This window comes from Rhizobium sp. M10, from assembly GCF_002531955.1.
Taxonomy (GTDB): domain Bacteria; phylum Pseudomonadota; class Alphaproteobacteria; order Rhizobiales; family Rhizobiaceae; genus Rhizobium; species Rhizobium etli_C.
Window position 1 is genome coordinate 74364 of sequence record NZ_NWTA01000004.1, and the last position, 20252, is coordinate 94615.

20 protein-coding genes are annotated in these 20252 nt (G+C 63.0%); 7 read left to right on the top strand and 13 right to left on the bottom strand.

Features of this window, described 5'->3' with window-relative positions:
- The first annotated feature begins 124 nt into the window (after positions 1–124).
- Positions 125–1465, top strand: a complete 1341-nt coding sequence (locus CO671_RS08020; protein WP_097605497.1) for an Nramp family divalent metal transporter — start codon at positions 125–127, stop codon at positions 1463–1465.
- 39 nt (positions 1466–1504) lie between these two features.
- Here CO671_RS08020 and CO671_RS08025 read toward each other — a convergent pair whose 3' ends face one another.
- Both CO671_RS08025 and CO671_RS08030 read right to left on the bottom strand, forming a co-directional pair.
- Positions 1505–2302: a methyltransferase gene (locus CO671_RS08025; protein WP_097605498.1), complete on the bottom strand. Its 798-nt coding sequence runs from the start codon at positions 2300–2302 to the stop codon at positions 1505–1507.
- 7 nt (positions 2303–2309) lie between these two features.
- A complete protein-coding gene (locus CO671_RS08030; protein ID WP_097605499.1) occupies positions 2310–2537 on the bottom strand; it encodes a DUF2007 domain-containing protein in 228 nt (75 codons plus the stop codon).
- Positions 2538–2645: 108 nt separating this feature from the next.
- On the opposite strand from CO671_RS08030, the gene CO671_RS08035 reads away from it, so the two are divergent.
- The 4 genes from CO671_RS08035 to moaB all read left to right on the top strand — a co-directional run bounded on the left by CO671_RS08035 (position 2646) and on the right by moaB (position 7089).
- Positions 2646–3662 (top strand): polyprenyl synthetase family protein, encoded by a 1017-nt coding sequence (locus CO671_RS08035; RefSeq protein WP_097605500.1) that lies wholly within the window; start codon positions 2646–2648, stop codon positions 3660–3662.
- A gap of 131 nt (positions 3663–3793) precedes the next feature.
- Positions 3794–5629 carry a tetratricopeptide repeat protein gene (locus CO671_RS08040; RefSeq protein WP_097605501.1) on the top strand — a complete coding sequence of 612 codons (1836 nt, stop codon included), beginning with the start codon at positions 3794–3796 and terminating at the stop codon, positions 5627–5629.
- 12 nt (positions 5630–5641) lie between these two features.
- Positions 5642–6538 carry a 4-(cytidine 5'-diphospho)-2-C-methyl-D-erythritol kinase gene (locus CO671_RS08045; protein ID WP_097605502.1) on the top strand — a complete coding sequence of 299 codons (897 nt, stop codon included), beginning with the start codon at positions 5642–5644 and terminating at the stop codon, positions 6536–6538.
- Positions 6538–7089, top strand: coding sequence for a molybdenum cofactor biosynthesis protein B (moaB, locus tag CO671_RS08050; RefSeq protein WP_097605503.1), 552 nt, complete (start codon positions 6538–6540; stop codon positions 7087–7089). The genes CO671_RS08045 and moaB overlap by 1 nt, the downstream gene beginning before the upstream one ends.
- A gap of 103 nt (positions 7090–7192) precedes the next feature.
- Here moaB and CO671_RS08055 read toward each other — a convergent pair whose 3' ends face one another.
- Together CO671_RS08055 and CO671_RS08060 are read right to left on the bottom strand one after the other, a co-directional pair.
- The gene (locus CO671_RS08055) at positions 7193–7513 is read right to left on the bottom strand and encodes a hypothetical protein (RefSeq protein ID WP_010030327.1); all 321 of its coding nucleotides are present in this window, start codon (positions 7511–7513) and stop codon (positions 7193–7195) included.
- A 440-nt stretch (positions 7514–7953) separates the two neighbouring features.
- Positions 7954–8472: a hypothetical protein gene (locus tag CO671_RS08060; RefSeq protein WP_010028928.1), complete on the bottom strand. Its 519-nt coding sequence runs from the start codon at positions 8470–8472 to the stop codon at positions 7954–7956.
- Positions 8473–8611: 139 nt separating this feature from the next.
- Here CO671_RS08060 and CO671_RS08065 point away from each other — a divergent pair, with 139 nt between their 5' ends.
- Together CO671_RS08065 and CO671_RS08070 are read left to right on the top strand one after the other, a co-directional pair.
- Complete coding sequence (locus CO671_RS08065; RefSeq protein ID WP_097605504.1) at positions 8612–9769, top strand: PA0069 family radical SAM protein; 1158 nt, start codon at positions 8612–8614, stop codon at positions 9767–9769.
- 165 nt (positions 9770–9934) lie between these two features.
- A complete protein-coding gene (locus tag CO671_RS08070) occupies positions 9935–10624 on the top strand; it encodes a ribonuclease HII (protein ID WP_097605505.1) in 690 nt (229 codons plus the stop codon).
- A 279-nt stretch (positions 10625–10903) separates the two neighbouring features.
- Here CO671_RS08070 and CO671_RS08080 read toward each other — a convergent pair whose 3' ends face one another.
- From CO671_RS08080 to CO671_RS08120, 9 genes are all read right to left on the bottom strand, one after another.
- Positions 10904–11395 (bottom strand): F0F1 ATP synthase subunit B, encoded by a 492-nt coding sequence (locus CO671_RS08080; RefSeq protein WP_097605506.1) that lies wholly within the window; start codon positions 11393–11395, stop codon positions 10904–10906.
- Between the two features lie 3 nt (positions 11396–11398).
- Positions 11399–12022 carry a F0F1 ATP synthase subunit B gene (locus tag CO671_RS08085; protein WP_064686135.1) on the bottom strand — a complete coding sequence of 208 codons (624 nt, stop codon included), beginning with the start codon at positions 12020–12022 and terminating at the stop codon, positions 11399–11401.
- A gap of 76 nt (positions 12023–12098) precedes the next feature.
- The gene (locus tag CO671_RS08090) at positions 12099–12326 is read right to left on the bottom strand and encodes a F0F1 ATP synthase subunit C (protein ID WP_010026583.1); all 228 of its coding nucleotides are present in this window, start codon (positions 12324–12326) and stop codon (positions 12099–12101) included.
- A gap of 67 nt (positions 12327–12393) precedes the next feature.
- Positions 12394–13146, bottom strand: coding sequence for a F0F1 ATP synthase subunit A (locus tag CO671_RS08095; RefSeq protein ID WP_064686134.1), 753 nt, complete (start codon positions 13144–13146; stop codon positions 12394–12396).
- A 62-nt stretch (positions 13147–13208) separates the two neighbouring features.
- Entirely contained in the window at positions 13209–13547 is a 339-nt protein-coding gene (locus CO671_RS08100) for an AtpZ/AtpI family protein (protein ID WP_097605507.1), read from the bottom strand.
- Between the two features lie 272 nt (positions 13548–13819).
- Complete coding sequence (locus CO671_RS08105; protein ID WP_097605508.1) at positions 13820–15049, bottom strand: cell wall hydrolase; 1230 nt, start codon at positions 15047–15049, stop codon at positions 13820–13822.
- Between the two features lie 263 nt (positions 15050–15312).
- The gene (locus tag CO671_RS08110) at positions 15313–17211 is read right to left on the bottom strand and encodes a potassium transporter Kup (protein ID WP_097605509.1); all 1899 of its coding nucleotides are present in this window, start codon (positions 17209–17211) and stop codon (positions 15313–15315) included.
- A gap of 18 nt (positions 17212–17229) precedes the next feature.
- A complete protein-coding gene (locus CO671_RS08115; protein WP_097605510.1) occupies positions 17230–18204 on the bottom strand; it encodes a magnesium transporter CorA family protein in 975 nt (324 codons plus the stop codon).
- A gap of 430 nt (positions 18205–18634) precedes the next feature.
- Positions 18635–19819: an Mrp/NBP35 family ATP-binding protein gene (locus tag CO671_RS08120; RefSeq protein WP_097605511.1), complete on the bottom strand. Its 1185-nt coding sequence runs from the start codon at positions 19817–19819 to the stop codon at positions 18635–18637.
- Between the last annotated feature and the right edge of the window lie 433 nt (positions 19820–20252).

A 20252-nucleotide genomic window follows, 5' to 3' on the forward strand; every position in this document is an offset into this window, starting at 1 on the left:
GCTGGAACGACAAACGCAATGGCCGCGTTTGCAAAACATCGAGAATGGTCTTTCTTGTTGCGAATGACTTGCATTATCATTCTAGTTCGTCATAGTGCGCTCACGATAAACAGGTGGAAATGGCATGGACGCCCTCAACCCCAAGGTAACAAGCGGCTGGCGGCACGAACGCGGCGAGGCGTCGCTGTCGGATGTCTACCGCACGGTCGGAACCGGGCGTCACAGCTCGCGGTGGCGCAGGGCCGCGGCCTTTGCCGGGCCGGGCTATATGGTCGCCGTCGGCTATATGGACCCCGGCAATTGGGCGACCTCGCTCGCCGGCGGCTCGAAATTCGGCTATGCGCTGCTCACCGTCGCACTGCTTTCCAACCTGATGGCGATCGTCCTGCAATCGCTCTGCGCGCGTCTCGCGATCGCCTCGGGCCGCGACCTTGCGCAGGCCTGCCGCGACGCCTATCCGAAATGGGTTTCGGTGCCGCTTTGGGCCTTTGCCGAAATTGCCATCATCGCCACCGACATCGCCGAGGTGATCGGCACGGCGATCGGCCTCAACCTCTTGATGGGCATTCCGCTCGAACTCGGCGTGTTGATCACCGCGCTCGACGTCTTCGTGATCCTCTTCCTGCAGAAACTCGGCTTCCGCTGGGTGGAAGCCTTCATCATCGCGCTGCTCGGCGTCATCGCGCTCTGCTTCGGCGTGCAGATCCTGCTTGCCGACCCGCAATGGGGCTCCGTCATCACCGGCTTCTTCCCGACCACTGAGATCGTCACCAATCCTGAGATGCTTTATCTCGCGCTCGGCATTCTCGGCGCGACCGTCATGCCGCACAATCTCTATCTCCACTCCGGCATCGTGCAGACGCGGGCCTACGGCCATACGGTTCCCGAAAAGAAGGAGGCGCTGACCTATGCGACGATCGACTCGACGGTCGCGCTCTGCTTCGCGCTACTGATCAACGCCTCGATCCTGATCCTGGCCGCTGCCGCCTTCAATGCGCATGGCAGGACCGACATCGTCGAGCTCGGCGAGGCGCATTCGCTGCTGTCGCCGCTGCTGGGTCTCGCCATCGCGCCGACGCTGTTCGGCATCGCGCTGCTCTGCTGCGGCCTCAACTCGACGGTGACGGCGACACTTGCCGGCCAGATCGTCATGGAAGGCTTCCTCAAGATCCGGCTGCAGCCGTGGATGCGCCGACTGATCACCCGCGCCATCGCCATCGTGCCGGCGGCAATCGTCACCATCTGGTATGGCGACCAGGGCACGGCGGAGCTTTTGATCCTGACACAGGTGGTGCTCAGCCTGCAGCTTTCCTTCGCCGTCTTCCCGCTCGTGATGTTCACCGCCAGCAAGGCCAAGATGGGCGAACTTGTGGCGCCGCGCTGGCTGAGCGGTATCGCCTATCTGATCGCGGTCGTCATCGCCGGGCTGAACGTCAAGCTGCTCATTGACTTCGTCACCGGCTAGAACAGGATGTCGTCCGAAAACCGCTCACACTTTTCGGCATCATGCTCTGGCAGCTGAGGATCGAAGCCGGGCATAGGCCGCCCGGCCATTGTTGAAATCATCGACGAGAGGGGAGAACTTGTGGCTCCCCTCTTCGTGCATGAAGAGCGGCGCGCGCAGCGACAGCCGCGCCCGCGATCCCTTGATCGCAGTCACCAGGATACGCACGGCGTTTTCACGCTCGCGCGGATGGATGGCTGTCATTTCGATGCCGCCGAAGCGCCGGCCGCAGGCATCGATGATCTCGGCGATCGATTGGGGCCTGGCGATCAGCGACAATTGTCCGCCCGGGATCATGATGGCGCCGGCCGTGCGGATCCAGCTTTCGAACAGGCCGTCGGTCATCGCATGGGCTTCGGCCTTCAGCGCATCGGGCGTGCGCCGGTCGCCGGCATCGTTGAAGGGCGGGTTCATGATGACGTGGTGGAAGCTCTCATCGATGAGGCCGGCATCGTTGCGCGCCTTGGCAGTCAGCGCCACATCCGCCTCGACGACGCTGACGCGGGCGGCGAGATGGGCATTTTCGGGCAGGAGTATGCTGCGACGGGCATAATCGGCCATCTCGGCCGACCGCTCGAACAGCACCACGTCCGCATTGGTGAGGCGCGAGGCAACGGCAAGGCCGGCCGCACCGGCGCCGGCGCCGAGATCGGCCACCCTGACCGGGCGATCGTCGGCAACGAGGGCGGCAAGCAGCATCGCATCCATGCCGGCGCGATGGCCCCTGCCCTTCGGCTGAACCAGATGAAAGGCGCCGCGATGGAAGGCATCGATGGTTTGGGCAGGCTCCCCGGTCATCCCACCCTCACCTCCTGTCGCGCAATTCGCCGCCGAGACCGGCGTCGATGAGGATGCGGCGGGCCTGGTCGGCCATCGCCTCGTCCACCAGCAGCCGGCGCGGCAGCATGCCGAGCGAGCCTTCGAGCACGCTCATGCCCTGATCGGCGATGAAGCAATGAATGCCCGCATCCTTCATCAAGCTCTCGGCATAGGAGAGCAGAACGGGGTCGTTGGCGCGGATAAGTTCATGCATTTGCCGTCATTTTCCTTCCAATTTCGCCGTGCGCGACAATTCACCTCTTGCCGCGTCCATCGCCCCTTTCTATTGTCAGCTGCAATGAATGAACAGGAGTCCGGGTCGTTGGGCGTGGTCATACCGCTTGAAGAAAGCAAAAACAAACTGGCATCCATAAAGCCGTTGGTCGATCTCACCAGGGCGGATATGGAGCGGGTGAACCAGCTCATTCTGTCCAAGGCCGGCTCCGACGTGCAGATGATCCCCGAAGTGGCGAACCATCTGATCTCGTCCGGCGGCAAGCGGCTGCGGCCGATGCTGACGCTGGCGGCCGCCTCGCTGTTCGATTACAGGGGCGAAAATCACGTCAAGCTCGCCACATCGGTCGAATTCATGCACACGGCAACGCTGCTGCATGACGACGTCGTCGACGAAAGCGACCTGCGCCGCGGCAAATCGACGGCGCGGATGATCTGGGGCAACCAGGCCAGCGTGCTGGTCGGCGACTTCCTGCTCGGCCAGGCCTTCCGCATGATGGTCGATGTCGGCTCGCTCGATGCGCTCGACGTTCTGTCTTCCGCCGCCTGCATCATCGCCGAAGGCGAGGTGCTGCAGCTTTCCGTCGCCAAGAACATGGAGACGACCGAGGATGATTACCTCGCCGTCATCCGCGCCAAGACGGCTGCTCTCTTTGCCGCTGCCGCCGAAGTCGGGCCGATCGTCGCCGAGGCCGGCCGGTCCGGCCGCAACGCGCTGAAATCCTACGGCATGAATCTGGGGCTCGCCTTCCAGCTCGTCGACGACGCGCTGGATTACGGCGGCAAGGCCGCCGATCTCGGCAAGAATGTCGGTGACGATTTCCGCGAAGGCAAGATCACGCTTCCCGTCATCCTCGCCTATCGCCGCGGCACGCAGGACGAACGCGCCTTCTGGCGCGATGCGATCGAGGCCGGCAACAGCAGCGACGCCAATCTGGAAAAGGCCCTCGGGCTGATCACCAAATACGGCACGCTCAGCGACACGATCGGCCGGGCGGTCCATTACGGCACGATCGCCCGCGACGCGCTGGCGCCGCTTCCCGATACGGTATGGAAATCCGCCCTGATGGAAGTGATCGATTTCTGCATCGAGCGCGTCAACTGACCAAACGTTCTCGATTGCAGGCTGATTTTCTTGCGGCGCCGCTTCAAAAAAGCCATCCTGTTATGAATCAGTGATCACAACTGATTTGCGACCGGCATCATGGCCGGGCGCTCTCGAAGAAAGGTTTCCTCATGCGGCAGAGAATTGCCATCCGTCTTCTTACGAGCGCAGCATTGGCGGCTGTTCTTTCGCTCGGCGTCGTCGCCGGCGTGAACGCCGAGGATGCGGCCAAGACGGCGGGCGATGCCGGCAAAACCGAGACCTTCGATGCCGATAGCGTCACCACCTTCTCCGGCGCCTTCCTCGCCGCACGCACGGCCGATGTCGATCATGATTATGAAACCGCGATCGCGCTCTACAAGAAGGCGCTGCTGATCGAGCCCGGCAATCCGGAGATCCGCCAGCGGCTGATGATTTCGCTGCTGCTCAACGGCGACATCAAAGAGGGCGTCAAATATGCCAACGACCTGAAGGGCGATCCCTCCGTCGAGCGCATCACCACGATCGTGCGCGGCATGGATGCCGTGCGCCGTGACGACTACAAGACCGCCGAATCCATCCTGAAATACAAGGGCCCGAACGATCTCGACCGGATGATGAACGACCTGCTGCTTGCCTGGGCCCGCGTCGGCGCCGGCCGCGGCAAGGAAGCGCTCACCATGGTCCAGAAGATGAAGGGACCGGACTGGTTCCGCATCTTCCAGAATTACAATGCCGGCGCGATCGCCGTCGTCACCGGCGACGTGAAATCCGCCCGCCAGCACCTGAACGACGCCGTGCTCGACAAGGAAGGCGGTGCGACGGCGCCCGACACCTTCATGCGCGCAGTAATGGCGCTTGCCCGCCTCGAAGCGACACAGGGCAACAAGCAGAAGGCGCTCGACGCCGTGTCGGTCGGCGACAACCTGCTGCCGAACTACGCGCCGCTGAACGCGCTGCGCGACAGCATCGAAAAGGGCGAGAAGCAGGAGCAGCAGGTCAAGACCGCCGAAGAAGGGGCTGCCGGCGTGCTGTTTTCGGTCGGCGGCGCGCTGAACCGCGACGGTGCCGAGGACATCGTCTCGCTCTACCTGCAGACGGCCAAAGCACTCGACCCGAACAGCGCCGATACGCTGGTGCTGCTCGGCGGCATCGCCGAGAAGCAGAACCAGATGGACCGCGCCATCGCGCTCTACAAGAAGGTGCCGGAAAATTCGCCGATGCGGCGCATCTCCGAACTGCAGCTCGGCCTTGCCCTTGCTCAGGGCGGCAAGGTGGACGAGGCGCGCAAGCACCTGCAGGCGCTGATCGCCTCCGACCCGAAGGACATCCGCAGCTACCTCGCCTATGGCAGCGTGCTCTCCGACGCCAAGGACTATGAGGCGATGGCCGCCAACTACGACAAGGCGGTCGAAGCGATCGGCCCCATTGCCGGCCGCGCCAACTGGAGCGTCTTCTTCCAGCGCGGCATCGCCTATGAGCGGCTGAAGAAGTGGGACCAGGCCGAACCGAACTTCCGCAAGGCCCTGGAGCTTAATCCCGACCAGCCGCAGGTGCTGAACTATCTCGGCTATTCCTGGATCGACATGAACCGGAACCTCGACGAAGGCCTCGGCATGATCAAGAAGGCCGTCGAGCTTCGCCCTGACGACGGTTACATCATCGATTCGCTCGGCTGGGCTTATTTCCGCCTCAACCGCTTCGACGATGCCGTCGACGAACTGGAGCGCGCGGCACAGATCAAGGCCGGCGACGCGACGATCAACGACCATCTGGGCGACGCCTACTGGCGCGTCGGCCGCAAGCTCGAGGCCGTCTATCAGTGGAACCGGGCGCTCGCCTCCGAGCCGGAAGCCGCCGAAATTCCGAAGATCAAGGACAAGGTCGCCAACGGCCTGCCTCCTGCAAGCGACGATGCCAAGGCGGCCGACAAGAAGCAGCCGGATCCGGCACCCGTCACCCCGCCGCCGGTCGACAAGAAATCCTGACGGGCGGCAAACATGCCTGAAGAGGGCCTGGCCGAGGCTTTCGGCGTCACCGAGGCGGCGCGCGCGAAGATCAATCTCGCCTTGCATGTGACCGGCCAGCGGGCGGACGGCTACCATCTGCTCGACATGCTGGTGACCTTCGCCGATTGCGGCGACCGGCTGGGCTTTCTGCCTGCACAGGCCGACGCTTTCACGCTGTCTGGCCCTTTCGGCAAGACGCTTGCCGGCGACGGTGGCACCAACCTGGTGCTGCGGGCCCGCGATCTCCTGCGCGAGCAGCTCGGTGCCCTCGCCTTCCCTGTGCATATCCACCTGCAAAAGAACCTGCCGATCGCCTCCGGCATCGGCGGCGGCTCGGCCGATGCGGCCGCGACACTGCGCGGATTGATGCGGCTCTGGGGCATGGACTTGCCGGTAGAGACGCTTGCCGGCATCGCGCTGAAGCTCGGCGCCGATGTGCCGATGTGCCTTGAAAGCCGGCCGCTGATTGCCCGCGGCATCGGCGAAAGGATCGAAGCCGTGCCTGAGCTGCCGGCCTTTGCCATGGTGCTCGCCAATCCGCTGAAGGGCGTTTCGACGCCCGAGGTCTTCCGCCGGCTGGCGGCAAAGGACAATTCGGCCCTCAGCCTTGCTGCCGGCCTGTCCGGGACTTCCGGCTGGCTGACGGCGATCGGCTCGGCCCGCAACGATCTGGAGGCGCCGGCGCGCGAGCTGGTGCCGGAGATTACAATGATCTCGCAGATGCTGCAGGCCCATGGCGCGCTCATCACCCGCATGTCCGGCTCCGGCGCCACCTGCTTCGGCATTTTTACGAGCATGGCGGCGGCGCGCGAGGCGGCGTCAGCTCTTCACGGCGAGCGGCCCGACTGGTATGTCGAGGCGACGGAAACGGTTTCGGGAGGCATGTAATGGCAGGTCTGGACGAAAAGCGGCCGTTTATCGCCGTCGGCATCGCTGTCCTCACCGTCTCGGATACCCGCACGCCGGAAACCGACAAATCCGGCGATACGCTGGCGGCGCGGATCACCGAAGCGGGTCACCGGCTGGTCGAGCGGGCGATCGTGCCTGACGACCGCGACAAAATCGCCGCGCAGGTCAAGGCCTGGACCGAGCGGGGCGACATCGATGTCGTCATCACGTCAGGCGGCACCGGCTTTACCGGCCGCGATGTGACGCCGGAAGCGCTGGAGCCCTTGTTCGAAAAGCGCATGGACGGCTTTTCCGCCGTCTTTCACCGCATCTCCTACGAGAAGATCGGCACGGCGACGATCCAGTCGCGCGCCACGGCAGGTGTCGCCAATGCCACCTTCATCTTCGCCCTGCCGGGCTCGCCCGGCGCCTGCCGGGATGCCTGGGACGGCATCCTGAAGGGGCAGCTCGACTACCGCAGCACGCCGTGCAACTTCGTCGAGATCATGCCGCGTCTCGACGAGCATCTGAAACGCGGCGCACAGAAATAGAATTTCGCGAGAAGCCAATCCGAACGATCGCGGCGCGCTTTAGCCCTTTGTTTTTATGCATGTCGTTGTCGCTGAACCGCTGCACACTTCCGGGCGACATGCATTAGTTAGAGGTCGTAAGGCCCGGCAGAGACGGCATCGTTTCCCAGCTGTCACCCGACAGCAGGATGCAGCTGATGCCGTGAACATCCGTGACGACGAGCGTCCAGGTGCCGCTTTCGGCGGCGTAGACCTCCAGCACGGCGTTCTGGTTGACCAGCCCGACCGCCGTCAGCTTCTCAGCGAAATTCTTGTCCAGGAATTTGACGACGTCGGACCGGCCTGCGCAACTGAGCATCGCCTGCGATGCTGCCGAATGCGGATGCGCGATCATCAACGTCGCCGATATGACGGCCACAAGACCGTAAAGCATATGGCGGATCATGACGCACCTCCTTTCGCCGGAACCCGGCAGAAGAGGAGATTTTCGCCGACCTGTTCTGCCGTCCACCGGCATTCATGGCCATCCGTTGCGAAGCGCGGCGCTTCGGCGGCGCCATGAGCGAATTATAGCGCGAAATCTGATTGGGCGCCATCTTTGCGCGATCTGGGGATGCTTCTGCGAAGGCGCTCCGCCTCTTAGAGAAAACCCCTCCCCAACCCCTCCCCACAAGGGGGAGGGACTAAGCTGTCGCGCCCGACGGCAACCAAAAGGAGAAGTCTTGCTGGCTGTTACCGTTCGCCGGATGGTTACGATGGAGGGTAACGTGAAGCGGTGCGGCACGTTAGCCCCTCCCCCTTGTGGGGAGGGGTTGGGGAGGGGTTTAGGGCGGGTCCCAACCGGACAGTCATGAACCAAGCCCAGACATAATGAAGCGTAGAACCCTACCGCGCCGCGCGCGCCACCCAGGAAGGAATCAATTCGCTTGCGAGTTTACGCAGCTTCCGGCCCTTGGCGAAATCGGCAAGGCGCATGCCGCTCCGGGCGGCGGCCAGCGCCTGGCTCTTCGGCATCAGCAGACCAAGTTCCAGCGGCGGCGCGGTGCGGCCGATGCGCTCGAAAAACGGGCGCCGGTAGCCGCGCGAGGCGGTGAAGCGCGCCGGCAGTTTGTTGAGCGCGATATATTCGGCAATCTCGTCGATCCAGCCCGCCTGCGGGCGTGCACCCGGCTCGACGAAAAGCAGCCAGTCGCCGCGGGCGGACGCGACGATGTCCTTGATATCCCAATGCGAATGAAACCGGCAGCCGGCCGCGTCGGCGACCCGCGAGGTGCCGTCGCGCGAGCCGTGATCGAGCACGACCACATCGCCGACGAGACCCTCCACTGCGCCTGCCACCAGGACCGATAAGGTCTGGGCCAGCTCAGATTCCTGATCCTGACATTCGAGAACAACCGTCAACATCGCCTAGTCATAATGCGCCGCACAAATTTTTGCCAGCAGCGTTTTCCGTATTTTGTTCTTGCATTGTTCTCATTTTGCCGATAGGAATTTAATCATCAAAACGGGCGGAGGCGATGGCCTCCCGCCGCGGGAGAATCCGATGAGAGAGCAGTCCCTGGCAGGGCAGGCCGCATTCGCGCCTGCCAATACGGCAGATATTGCCGATGCGATGATCGTCTCCTCCGGGCTGAGGGTCGAGGTCGACCGGCGGCGCGGGCGCGGCGCCGGACTGAACCCGACCGGCCGCTTCGAGGCGCTGCAGCGGGAGACCTTTGATGACGGCTGGCAGACGCTGGAAGAGCTTCCGCCGTTCAAGACCGAGGTGCAGATCGAAAAGCCGCGCACGGCCATCACCCGCAACGAATCGCCCGACATCGGCTTCGACCGCTCGATCAATCCCTATCGCGGCTGCGAGCATGGCTGCATTTATTGTTTCGCCCGGCCGACACACGCCTATATGGGGCTTTCGGCGGGGCTCGATTTCGAGACGAAGCTGTTCGCCAAGCCGGATGCGGCTAAGCTGCTGGAGCGGGAGCTCGCCAAGCCCGGCTACAAGGTGCGGGCGATCGCGATCGGCACCAATACCGACCCCTATCAGCCGATCGAGAAGGAATGGCGCATCATGCGCGGCATTCTCGAGGTTTTGAACAAGGCGAACCATCCGGTCTCGATTGTCACCAAGTCGGCGATGATCCTGCGGGATCTCGACATTCTGCAGGAGATGGCGGCGAAGAACCTGGTGCGCGTCGGCATCTCCGTGACCACGCTCGACCGCAAGCTTGCCCGGACGATGGAGCCGCGCGCCGCCACGCCGCCGCGTCGGCTGGAGACCATTCACACGCTGTCGGAAGCAGGGATCCAAACGGCCGTGATGGCCGCGCCACTGATCCCGGCGCTGAACGATCACGAGCTGGAGCGCATCCTCGAATCGGCCAAGGCGGCCGGCGCCGTCGAGGCGAGCTATGTCATCCTGCGGCTGCCGCTCGAGGTCAGCCCGCTCTTCCGCGACTGGCTGTTGCAGCATTATCCCGATCGTTACCGGCATGTGATGTCGCTGGTGCGCTCGATGCGCGGCGGCAAGGATTATGACGCTGAATTCGGCAAGCGCATGAAGGGCGCCGGTCCCTATGCGTGGCAGATCGCCCGGCGCTTCGAAATGGCGGCGAGGCGTTTCGGCCTGACGCGGCGCGGTCTGCCGCTGCGCGACGATCTGTTCGTGCCGCCTGATGGCAGCGGCGTCCAGCTGTCGCTGCTCTGATTTATAGAATTTGCGCATCGGCCCATCGAGAAACCGCCCTGTTTTCGAGCCCGAGCGCAATTCCCGCGGATGGCCCTGACCGCCACCATCCGCCGGACCGTCCCCGGCCGCCGCCCTGATCCGGGGACTTGCGGGAAATCGGGTTGGCGTGCGAGGTTCAGCCGCATGAAACCTCGCACGCCACCCGATTCTCCCCTGCTTTTCGACACGGCTCCGCTCGTGCCGGATTTCCGCCTGGAACTCAAAGCCCGCAAGGCCGGCCACTGGCCGGTCGCCGGCGCCGACGAGGCCGGCCGCGGGCCGCTCGCCGGGCCGGTCGTCGCCGCCGCCGTCATCCTCGACCCGAAGCGCATCCCCGAGGGCCTCAACGATTCCAAGCAGCTTTCGGCGCAGCGGCGCGAGGAACTGTTCGTGCAGATTCTCGCGACCGCGACCGTCTCGATCGCCTCTTCCAGCTCGACGCGCATCGACGAGACGGATATCCGCAAGGCAAGCCTCGACGCCATGCGCCGCGCCATCTGCAGTCTTGCCGTTCCGGCAAGCTACGTCCTGACGGACGGGCTCGACGTGCCGCCCGGCCTCGATTGCCCCGGCCAGGCCGTGGTCAAGGGCGACGCCCGCTCGGTCTCGATCGCCGCCGCCTCGATCGTCGCCAAGGTGACGCGCGACCGGATGATGGCCCGCGCCCACAATGTCTTTCCGGATTACGGTTTTGCCGCGCATGCCGGCTACGGCACGGCACAGCACCGCGCCGGCATCGAGAAACACGGCCCCTGCTCCCTGCACCGGATGAGTTTTCGGCCGTTGCGCAAGGGCGAGGACGGGCCTGAGACGGATGAGTTGATACCGGAATAGGACTTGGCTTCAGACTGCCGAGGGCCTGCCCCTCATCCGCCTGCCGGCACCTTCTCCCCGCTCGCGGGGCGAAGGGACAAGCCGCGCCCGCTTCCTCAAACCTCAACGCCGCGTTTGGCACGTCCCCTCGCCCCGTTTACGGGGAGAGGGTTAGGGTGAGGGGCAGTCTTTGGCGCCAGGCCACAGCCGCTGCGCGCACACCTCGGACCAAATAAAACGACTACCAACAACAAAAAGGCCGGGACATGCCCGGCCTTTCTTCATTCCATTCGATACCGCTCAGTTGAGCCGTGTCTTGACCTGGCCGACGGCATTGCCGAAGAGTTCGGACTGGACCTTGCCATCCGCCTTCTTGGCGAGCACCGTTTCGGCGGCCGCGATCGCCAGATCGACGGCGGCGGAACGGACCGCCTTCATCGCTTCGGCCTCGGCCTGCAGGATCTTCTGCTCGGAGAGCGCCGTGCGATTGGCGACGAATTCTTCCGTTTTCTTCTTCGCTTCGGCAGTCAGCATCTCGGCTTCGCGCTCGGCGGCGGCAACGATGTGCGCCGCCTCGGCTTCGGCTTCCTTGCGCTTGCGCTGGTATTCGGCGAGCAGGTGCTGGGCCTCCTCGCGCAGGCGCTTGGCTTCGGCCAGCTCGTTGCGGATCTGGTCGGCGCGGTCGTCGAGCGACCGTGCCATCATGCCGGGGACCTTCAGGTAGACAACCAGCGCCAGGAAGAGAACGAGGCCGACAAAGGCGAAGAAAGTCGCGTCAAAAGCAAATTCCATCGATCAAGCCTCCTTCTTGGCGGCCGCGACGGCGGCGGCGACATCAGCCTGGGCGGCATTGCCGCCAATCAGCTGTTCGACGACGGCAGCCGCCGTTTCTTCGGCAATGGTGCCGACATCGGCGAAAGCCTTCGCCTTGATGTCGGCGATGCGGACTTCGGCAGCCTTGATCTTTTCCGACAGGCTCGTCTCGACAGCGCGACGTTCCTCTTCGGCCTTGGCCTTGGCGGCGTCGCGGGCGGCGGAGCCGATCGCATTCGACTTGGCGCGGGCAGCGGCCAGTTCGCCTTCATAGGTCTGGACGGCGGCGTCAGCTTCCGCCTTCAGGCGGCCTGCTTCTTCCAGGTCCTGGGAGATGCGCGTGTGGCGCTGATCGAGAATGGCCCCGATGCGCGGCGCAATGACCTTTTGCATAAGGAGGTAGAAGACGCCGAACGTAATCACCAGCCAGAGCAGCTGGGACGAGAAGGTCGTCGAATCGAAGGGCGGGAACGGGCCACGGGCGTGTTCGCCTTCGGCTACGCCGGTCTCGGTATGGACCTCGCCTGCGGCCGGAGCGCCATGCGCATCCGTGCCGGTCGCTGCCGCCGGTGCTTCCTCAGCGTAAGCCGGGGTCACAAAAAACATGCTCACCTCCAGGTGGACTGCAAATGCAAAGGATCACGGCTTGCGGTCGCAGGCCGTGATCCACTATCCGCCGATATCAGACGGCGAAGAGGAGGAGGAGAGCGACGAGCAGCGAGAAGATGCCCAGAGCTTCCGTAACGGCGAAGCCGAATACCAGACGGCCGAACTGGCTGTCAGCGGCAGACGGATTGCGCAGAGCGCCGGAGAGGTAGTTGCCGAAGATGTTGCCGAGGCCGAGAGCCGTACCGGCCATACCAAAGCAAGCCAGACCTGCACCGATGAACTTTGCTGCTTCCGCTTCCATGTTGAACTCCTTTGAAATGGTTGTTGCGGCGAATGACTGACGCCCTTTGACGTCGATGTCGTTATCCTTAGTGCCCGCCCGGATGGATCGCGTCGTTGAGGTACATGCAAGTCAGCACCGCAAAGACGTAAGCCTGGAGGAAGGCAACGAGGAACTCGAGACCGGTCAGGGCGACGGTCATGATGAGGGGAAGAACGGCTCCGCCGATACCGACTGCACCGAGGGCTCCAAGCGAGGCAACGAAGCCTGCGAACACCTTCAGCGTGATGTGACCGGCGAGCATGTTTGCGAAAAGACGCACGGAGAGCGAAATCGGACGGGACAGGAAGGAAATGATTTCGATCAGGACGACCAGCGGCAGCAGAAGGCCCGGCACGCCCGAGGGCACGAAGACGTTCAGAAAGTGAAAGCCGTGCTTATAGAAACCATAGACCAGGACCGTGCCGATGACGAGGATCGCCAGCGCGAAGGTCACGATGATCTGGCTCGTCACCGTGAAGAAATAGGGGAACATGCCGAGCAGGTTCGCCGTCAGGACGAACATGAACAGCGAGAAGACCAGCGGGAAGAACTTCATTCCCTGCTTGCCCGCGCCTTCCTTCAGCATATTGGCGATGAATTCATAGGACATTTCCGCGACCGACTGCGAACGACCCGGCACGATGGCGCGGTTCGAGGTCGCGAAATAGAGGAAGCCTGCGGCAACGGCAGCCGAAGCGGCCATGAACAGCGATGCATTGGTGAACGAAAAATCAATTCCGCCGATTTCGATCGGGACAATCTTCTGGATCAGGAACTGATGAGTCGGATCGTTAGACACCGCTTGTTCTCTCTCTTTGGCCCGCAGGACGCGGGGTCATTGCACTGGACCGGGACCGGTCCTTATTTCTTGTCGTCCTTGTCGTCCAGGGGATGGGCCACCACCCCCGCAGAACGCAACACGTTCAGAACGCCGGCACAGAATCCGAGAAGCAGAAGAACAATCAACCCCCAAGGCGCCGTGCCAACAAAACGGTCGAGGAGATAGCCAAGGACGGCACCGACGACGATGGCGGAAATGAACTCGCTGGAAAGCTTCATCGCCTGGGCATAACCTTTGCGGCTTACCTCGGCGCGGGCTTCGCTTGCCTCGTCCACTTTCGCCTCGACGCGCTTGGTCGCGAGTTCCGCTTCCAGCTGCGCACGGCGCTTATCAAGACTTTCCTCGCGGTCGTCCGCCATGGATCTCTCCTCGCCTGCCCGTCGCCCGCACTCCCGCTACCCCGGTCATTCGGACCCCGGACGCGAAGGTTGAGACCCTTCCGGCCCGTTCTGAAGTCGCGCGCAACATAGTTTTAGGGATTGGTATAGTCAAGGCGTAGACAGCTTCTGTCCAGCGAGAAAATAACCCCGTCGAATCAAAGGGATAAAGCGATCATGGGTCGATCGTGCAAATTCGACGGAAAGAATCCGCTTTTCGGGGCCGGAAATCGGCCGGACCCGGACGATTTATCTCAGCTCCAGCCGCCGCCATAGGTGCGGTAGAAGACGTGGAGACCGATGCGGCCGACCTTTTCCATGGTCTTTGCCCATTTCGGGCGGACGTAGACGGCGTGGTAGTGCGTCGCCGAGCCCACCTGCGGCAGCCAGATCTTGCCTGATGTCACCGCCATCGCCACGTCGCGGGCGACCCGCCAGTGATATTCCGAATTCACCCTGTCCTTGATGGCGTCGCAGGCGAAGGAAAACTGGCAGCGGTTGCGCCAATCCTCGTTCTGATAGACGACGCCGCAGATGCTCTTCGGATAGGCGGGATTGCGGACGCGGTTGAGGATGACCTGGGCGACAGCGGCCTGGCCCTTCGCCGATTCTCCGCGCGCCTCGAAATAGATGCCGGAGGCAAGACATTGCTGCTCGCGGGCGGAAAAGACGCTCGGCGGCAGCACGCTTGCGGCCCAGGCGTGATCACGCGGGCCGATCTCCGGGACGAAGCGGCCGCTGTCCGGTTCGGCCAGGATCGAATCGAACGGCGACTGGCGGAAATAGTCGGGTGCTGCCGGCGCGTAAGCCGTGGCCAGCACATCGGCCTTGTTGCTGGTGATCAGGCTTGCGAGCATCGCCGGCACGCCGCTCTCCTCGATCACCGGCTGCTTCTTATAGAAAGATGTGGCGATCTCGATTTCCTTGCCCCGGATCTTCGGCTTGACGAAGGCCGATCGGTCCTTGAGGTCGAAGCTCGGAGTGAAGAGCATCTTCGTGCGCTCGAGAATGGAGCCGGCGGAAAAATCCTTCGGCGGCTGCATCTTTTCCACCGCGACGATGCGGCCCTTCTTCATGCCGCGGTTGACGCGATCCTCATCCGGCGTGTCCTCGTGGCCCTTCTCCTTGGCGGTGCCCTTGTCCTTGGCGGTAAAAGCGACCTTGCGGCCATCGGGCAGCACCATGCCGGCGCCCGACGCGATCGAACCCGTCACTTCAGGATCGGCAAAGGCGAGTTCGGCCTGATGAATGGAGCCGGCCGGAGAATTGGTCAGAACCATGCGCCAGCTCTCGCCCTCACGATCGAGACCGGCGAGCATGGTGGCGAGATCGGCGTGGGAGGCAACGCTCGGGAAGATCAGCCAGCCGGCGAGCCCGAAGATGACAGGTGACACCCAGTTCTCGGGAAGAAGACGCAGCTTGCTACGGGAAGGGCTCTTTCGACGCAACACGAACTCCGGGCATGGAACGCGGGAACATTCCATCGAAAATCCCTTATTAACCTTGACGTCCGGTTAACGGGGCGTGCCGGAATGTGACCATCGGCGGTTTTGGATATTCGAATGTGGCTGGGTTGACGGGACGCATCCCCCAATCTCCGTCATCCTCGGCCTTGAGCCGAGGATCCATGCCATGGCTGCTGGTGGACCCGGTGGATGCTCGGCTCAAGGCCGAGCATGACGGAGGATGAGGTGGCGGAAGTGCAAGACAGCGAGGAGACCCGCGTCAGGGCTGTCGCCCGCGCCCGTCAAATAATAACGTGCGACCCCAGCTCCACCACGCGGTTTGCCGGCAGGCGGAAGTAGTCCGAGGGGTTGGTGGCGGCGTTGGCGAGCGCGATGTAGAGCCGGTCCTGCCAGTAGGGCATGCCCGACTTGGCGTCCGGCACCAGCTTGCGGCGGCCGAGATAAAAGGAGGTCGACATGATGTCGAACTTCAGCCCGGTCTTGCGCAGCGTCGCGAGCGCCTGCGAAACGTTCTGCGATTCCATGAAGCCGAACAGCAGTTCGACGCGCGAGAAACGCTCGGAGATCGGTTCGACCTTGTAACGGTCGTGGCTCGGCACGCGCGGCTTGTTGACCGTGCGGATCGTCAGGATGACGTTGCGGTCGTGCAGCACGTGATTGTGCTTGAGATTGTGCAAGAGGGCGGCGGGTGCGGATTCCGGATCGCTGGTCAGGAAGATCGCCGTGCCGGGAACCTGGGCCGGCGAATGCTCGCTCTTGCGCTCGATGGAACTGACGAAGGAGGCAAGCGGAATATCGGTGTGGCGGGTCTTTTCCAGCAGGATCGCGGTGCCGCGGCGCCAGGTCCACATGACGACGGTAAAGGCGGTGGCGATCAGGATCGGGATATAACCGCCGTCGTGAATCTTCAACAGGTTGGCGCCAAGGAAGATCAATTCGAGCACGACCAGCGGCGCAAGCGCGATCACGGCGACCGGCAGCGACCAGTTCCAGCGGGCGCGGACGAATTCGAAGGCCATGATCGAGGTGACGACCATGGCGCCGGTGACCGAGATGCCGTAGGCGGTCGCCAGCGCCTCCGAGGTCTTGAAGCTCAATACCAGGAAGATGACACCGAAGAACAGCACGGCATTGACCGACGGCACGAAGATCTGCCCGGTATTGGTTTCCGAGGTGAAGAGAATTTCCATGCGCGGCAGGAAACCGAGATTGATGCCCTGACGCACCATCGAGAAAGCGCCGGTGATGACCGCCTGACTGGCGATGATCGTCGCGGCGGTCGCCAGGATGACGACCGGCAGCAGCGCCCATTTCGGATACATCAGATAGAAGGGATCGGACATCGTCATCGGATTGCCGAGAACGAGGGCGCCCTGGCCGAGATAGTTCAGCGTCAGCGCCGGGAATACCAGCAGGAACCAGGCCCACTGGATCGGGCGGCGGCCGAAATGGCCGAGATCGGCATAAAGCGCCTCGGCGCCCGTCACCGTCAGGAAGACGGCGCCGAGCACGACGACGCCGTAAAAGCCCTCATGCAGCAGGAAGGCGACGGCATAATAGGGATTGAAGGCGGCGAGGATGCCGTAGTCATCGGAGATATGGGAAATGCCGGCGGCGGCCATGACCAGGAACCAGACGGCGGTGATCGGGCCGAAGAACTTGGCGACGGCGCCGGTGCCGCGCGATTGCACGACGAAGAGCAGCGCCAGGATCACCACTGAAATCGGCACGATATATTCCGACAGCCTTGGTGTGACGAGCTTCAGGCCCTCAACCGCCGACAGCACCGACAGCGCCGGCGTGATCATCGCATCGCCGAGGAAGAGGGCAGCCCCCATCAGGCCGAGCAGCATCAGTATGGCGGTATGGCCGTTGGCGGTCTTCATCAGAAGGGCAAGCAGCGACAGCGTGCCGCCCTCCCCTTCGTTATCGGCGCGCAGCAGGAAGAGCACATATTTGATGGTGACGATGATCGTCAGCGCCCAGATCATCAGCGAAATCAGGCTGATCACCTCGAAGCGGGTGACACCGTCATGGGCGACGGGCTTCAGCGCCTCGCGAAAAGCATAGAGCGGGCTGGTGCCGATATCGCCGTAGACGACGCCGACGGAACCGAGCGCGAGATAAAAAAGCTTGCGCGGCGTCATATGGCGGTCGTGCGGATGGCTCTCTTCGGACATGAAATTTCAACAGGCTCCTCAGAGCCAGCCTTTCCAGCGAAAAAAGAAAAAGGGGATGACGGCTGATATCACCATCAAAGCCAGCGAGAAGGGGTAACCCGCCGTCCAGGCCAGCTCCGGCATGACCTGAAAGTTCATGCCATAGATGGAGGCGACCAATGTCGGCGGCAGGAACACGACCGAGGCGATCGAGAAAATCTTGATGATCGAGTTCTGCTCGATGTTGATCAGGCCGAGCGAGGCGTCGAGCAGGAAGGTGATGTTGGCGGCGACAAAGGAGGCATGCTCCGACAGCGACTGGATATCGCGCGAGATGGTGCGGCAGAGCTCCTTCGCCTCATGGTCCTGCTGGATCGCCGGGATCGTGTGAAAGAAGGTCAGAAGCCGGGACAGCGAGCCGAGACTATCGCGCAGCTTGCTGATCATGCGGTGATGACCGGCGATATCGCGCAATTTTTGCTCGAGGTAATTCGACGGCTTGCGCACCCTTTTGGCCCGGCCGAAGACATGCGTCGACAAAATATCGATGCGCGAGACGGAGGTTTCGAGGATTTCGGCGGTGCGATCGACGATCGTCTCCAAGAGCTTGGCGAGAAGGGCCGCGCCGCTGCGCCAGTTTTCCGGCAGCCGGTGAAGGGCGGCGATGAACAGCGCAAAGGATTTTGGATGGGCGTAACGGATGGTGACCAGACGGTTTCCGGTCAGAATGAAGGCGACATCGGTGAGCGTCGGCGCGTCGGTTTCCGCCTTCCAGACGAGAGAAGCGGTCATGAAGACGGCGTCGTTTTCGATGTAAAGGCGAGCCGAAGGTTCGATGTCCTTGAGATCCTCGCGGGTCGGAACCTCGATGCCGAGAACCTTCTCGACATAAAGCTCCTCCTCGCGGCTCGGCTCGACCATATCGATCCAGACGACATCCCCGGGAAAGGATGCGGGCTGCGAGAGATCGCGGATCTCGACCGATTTGCAATTGGAGCAGTAAGCGGTGATCACCGGCGGTGTCTCCGATGCTCACGACGCTTCGTGGCCATCGCCATTTTCATCGAAAGCCTTTCCATGCGGCCGCCATCGCGGCGCCGCGAAGGTCGCTCGTCCCAGGTCCAAACGGAAGCGGATCAAGAAAGTTCATAAAACTCCGGCTGCATCCGGCCTTAAAGGCCAGCATGCGCATTGTGCTCCACCGCATCGCAGTTACCAATCCTTCGATCTTGCAGGCGGGCCGGACCCTTCGAAACGAAGACGGCCGTCATTGAGCATCTGCAGCAACGCCATCATGGCGCCGCGGCATATGAAGCAAAGCCGTGAAATAATCAAGACATCTTCCGTGAAGCGCGGCTTTTAACCACGTTTCCCCCACAATTGGGGTGATCGCGGCGGTGATTCGGCGCTTGACCTTCCTCTATGTCCCTGCGCCGGTTCCGCGCTATTCGAAGACGATCGCCGGCGCCGGGCGCCGGGACTGGCCGGCAAGCTGCTCCCAAACCTTGGCGGCGATGCCGCGATAGATGCCGGCGACGACGCCATTCGGGTCGGAGGCGACGAGCGGGGTGCCGGCGTCGGAGGTTTCACGGATATTCATCGTCAGCGGCACTTCGCCGAGGAAGGGCACGCCGATGCGCTCGGCCTCCCTGCGGGCGCCGCCGTGACCGAAGATGTCGTAACGGGTGCCGGTGTCGGGCGCGATGAAATAGCTCATGTTCTCGACGATGCCGAGCACCGGCACCTCGACCTTGCGGAACATGTTGAGGCCCTTGCGGGCATCGATCAAAGCGAGATCCTGCGGCGTGGAGACGATGACGGCGCCGGCAAGCGGCACCTGTTGGGCCATGGTCAATTGGGCATCGCCAGTGCCGGGCGGCATGTCGACGACAAGGACGTCGAGCTCGCCCCAGGCGACTTCGCGCAGCATCTGCAGCAGCGCCGACTGAACCATCGGCCCGCGCCAGATCATCGCCGTCTCCTCGTCGACGAGGAAGCCCATCGACATGACCTTGAGGCCGTAATTCTCCATCGGGTTGATGATGCGGCCGTCGATCTGCGTCGGGCGGCCGGATATCTTCAGGAGCCGCGGCATGGAAGGCCCGTAGATATCGGCATCGAGAATGCCGACGCGAAGGCCGTTGGCGAGCAGGCCGAGCGCCAGATTGACGGCGGTGGTGGACTTGCCGACCCCGCCCTTGCCGGAGGCGACGGCGATGATGGCGCCGATGCCGGGAACACCGATCTTGCCGGCCCGCGGCGGCTGTTGCTGGGGCGCATGGGCGTGATGCTGGTGATCGTGGCCGCCATGATCGTGACCGGCATGGCCGTGCGGCGGGTTCGGCGCCGGGCGGGCAGCAGGTGCTGCAGCCGCCGCCTTCCTGTCCGCCGTCAGCGTGACGAGCGCACCCTTGACGCCCGGCATTTCCTTGATGACGCGCTCGGCGGCGAGCCGCATCGGCTCCAGCTCCTTGGCGCGCTCGGCCGGGACGGTGATGGAGAAATAGACCTTGCCGTCGGAGATGAAAACATCGGAGACCATGCCGAGCGCGACGATGTCGTGCTCGAGATCCGGTCCGCGCACGGTCTTCAGCGTTTCGAGAACCTGTTCCTTGGTGACGTCGGTCATTCCACCCTCACTGCTTCTTCTTGGATCACAGATAGTGGAGGCGCACGCCTTCGCCAAACAAAATCATCGGGAGGAAAATCGATTTGCCGGCTTTGAAAAACGCCGGCCGGGATTCGAAATCCGTTGCGGCCATCAAGTCCGCCGGGCTTTCGCCCTGATGGCCGCAACGGTCTCTCTCCCCGAGAACCGGCGCAATGCGGGGCGAACTAGCGCAAGCCGAAAAAAAGGCCAGAAAAAAGTGACCGGCAGCGGGAAATCGTGAACAGCTGCGCAAGAAGCGGTGCCGAAAGGCAACAACCGCCGCCGACGCCGAGGGCCGGGAGAGAAGCGGCATCGGCGTCGGACAGTGGTGTGTCGGCCGCGCCATTTGCTGGCGCTGGTCATTAAAGTCCCCTCCGGACCTCTGGCAGAAGAGATGCAGAAAGCGTGCCAG

Excerpts from the sequence above, each read along its gene's own strand:
- CO671_RS08020 (WP_097605497.1), top strand. The coding sequence starts at position 125 with ATGGACGCCCTCAACCCCAAGGTAACAAGCGGCTGGCGGCACGAACGC.
- CO671_RS08025 (WP_097605498.1), bottom strand. The coding sequence starts at position 2,302 with ATGACCGGGGAGCCTGCCCAAACCATCGATGCCTTCCATCGCGGCGCC.
- CO671_RS08030 (WP_097605499.1), bottom strand. The coding sequence starts at position 2,537 with ATGCATGAACTTATCCGCGCCAACGACCCCGTTCTGCTCTCCTATGCC.
- CO671_RS08040 (WP_097605501.1), top strand. The coding sequence starts at position 3,794 with ATGCGGCAGAGAATTGCCATCCGTCTTCTTACGAGCGCAGCATTGGCG.
- CO671_RS08045 (WP_097605502.1), top strand. The coding sequence starts at position 5,642 with ATGCCTGAAGAGGGCCTGGCCGAGGCTTTCGGCGTCACCGAGGCGGCG.
- moaB (WP_097605503.1), top strand. The coding sequence starts at position 6,538 with ATGGCAGGTCTGGACGAAAAGCGGCCGTTTATCGCCGTCGGCATCGCT.
- CO671_RS08055 (WP_010030327.1), bottom strand. The coding sequence starts at position 7,513 with ATGATCCGCCATATGCTTTACGGTCTTGTGGCCGTCATATCGGCGACG.
- CO671_RS08060 (WP_010028928.1), bottom strand. The coding sequence starts at position 8,472 with ATGTTGACGGTTGTTCTCGAATGTCAGGATCAGGAATCTGAGCTGGCC.
- CO671_RS08065 (WP_097605504.1), top strand. The coding sequence starts at position 8,612 with ATGAGAGAGCAGTCCCTGGCAGGGCAGGCCGCATTCGCGCCTGCCAAT.
- CO671_RS08070 (WP_097605505.1), top strand. The coding sequence starts at position 9,935 with ATGAAACCTCGCACGCCACCCGATTCTCCCCTGCTTTTCGACACGGCT.
- CO671_RS08080 (WP_097605506.1), bottom strand. The coding sequence starts at position 11,395 with ATGGAATTTGCTTTTGACGCGACTTTCTTCGCCTTTGTCGGCCTCGTT.
- CO671_RS08085 (WP_064686135.1), bottom strand. The coding sequence starts at position 12,022 with ATGTTTTTTGTGACCCCGGCTTACGCTGAGGAAGCACCGGCGGCAGCG.
- CO671_RS08090 (WP_010026583.1), bottom strand. The coding sequence starts at position 12,326 with ATGGAAGCGGAAGCAGCAAAGTTCATCGGTGCAGGTCTGGCTTGCTTT.
- CO671_RS08100 (WP_097605507.1), bottom strand. The coding sequence starts at position 13,547 with ATGGCGGACGACCGCGAGGAAAGTCTTGATAAGCGCCGTGCGCAGCTG.
- CO671_RS08105 (WP_097605508.1), bottom strand. The coding sequence starts at position 15,049 with ATGGAATGTTCCCGCGTTCCATGCCCGGAGTTCGTGTTGCGTCGAAAG.
- CO671_RS08110 (WP_097605509.1), bottom strand. The coding sequence starts at position 17,211 with ATGTCCGAAGAGAGCCATCCGCACGACCGCCATATGACGCCGCGCAAG.
- CO671_RS08120 (WP_097605511.1), bottom strand. The coding sequence starts at position 19,819 with ATGACCGACGTCACCAAGGAACAGGTTCTCGAAACGCTGAAGACCGTG.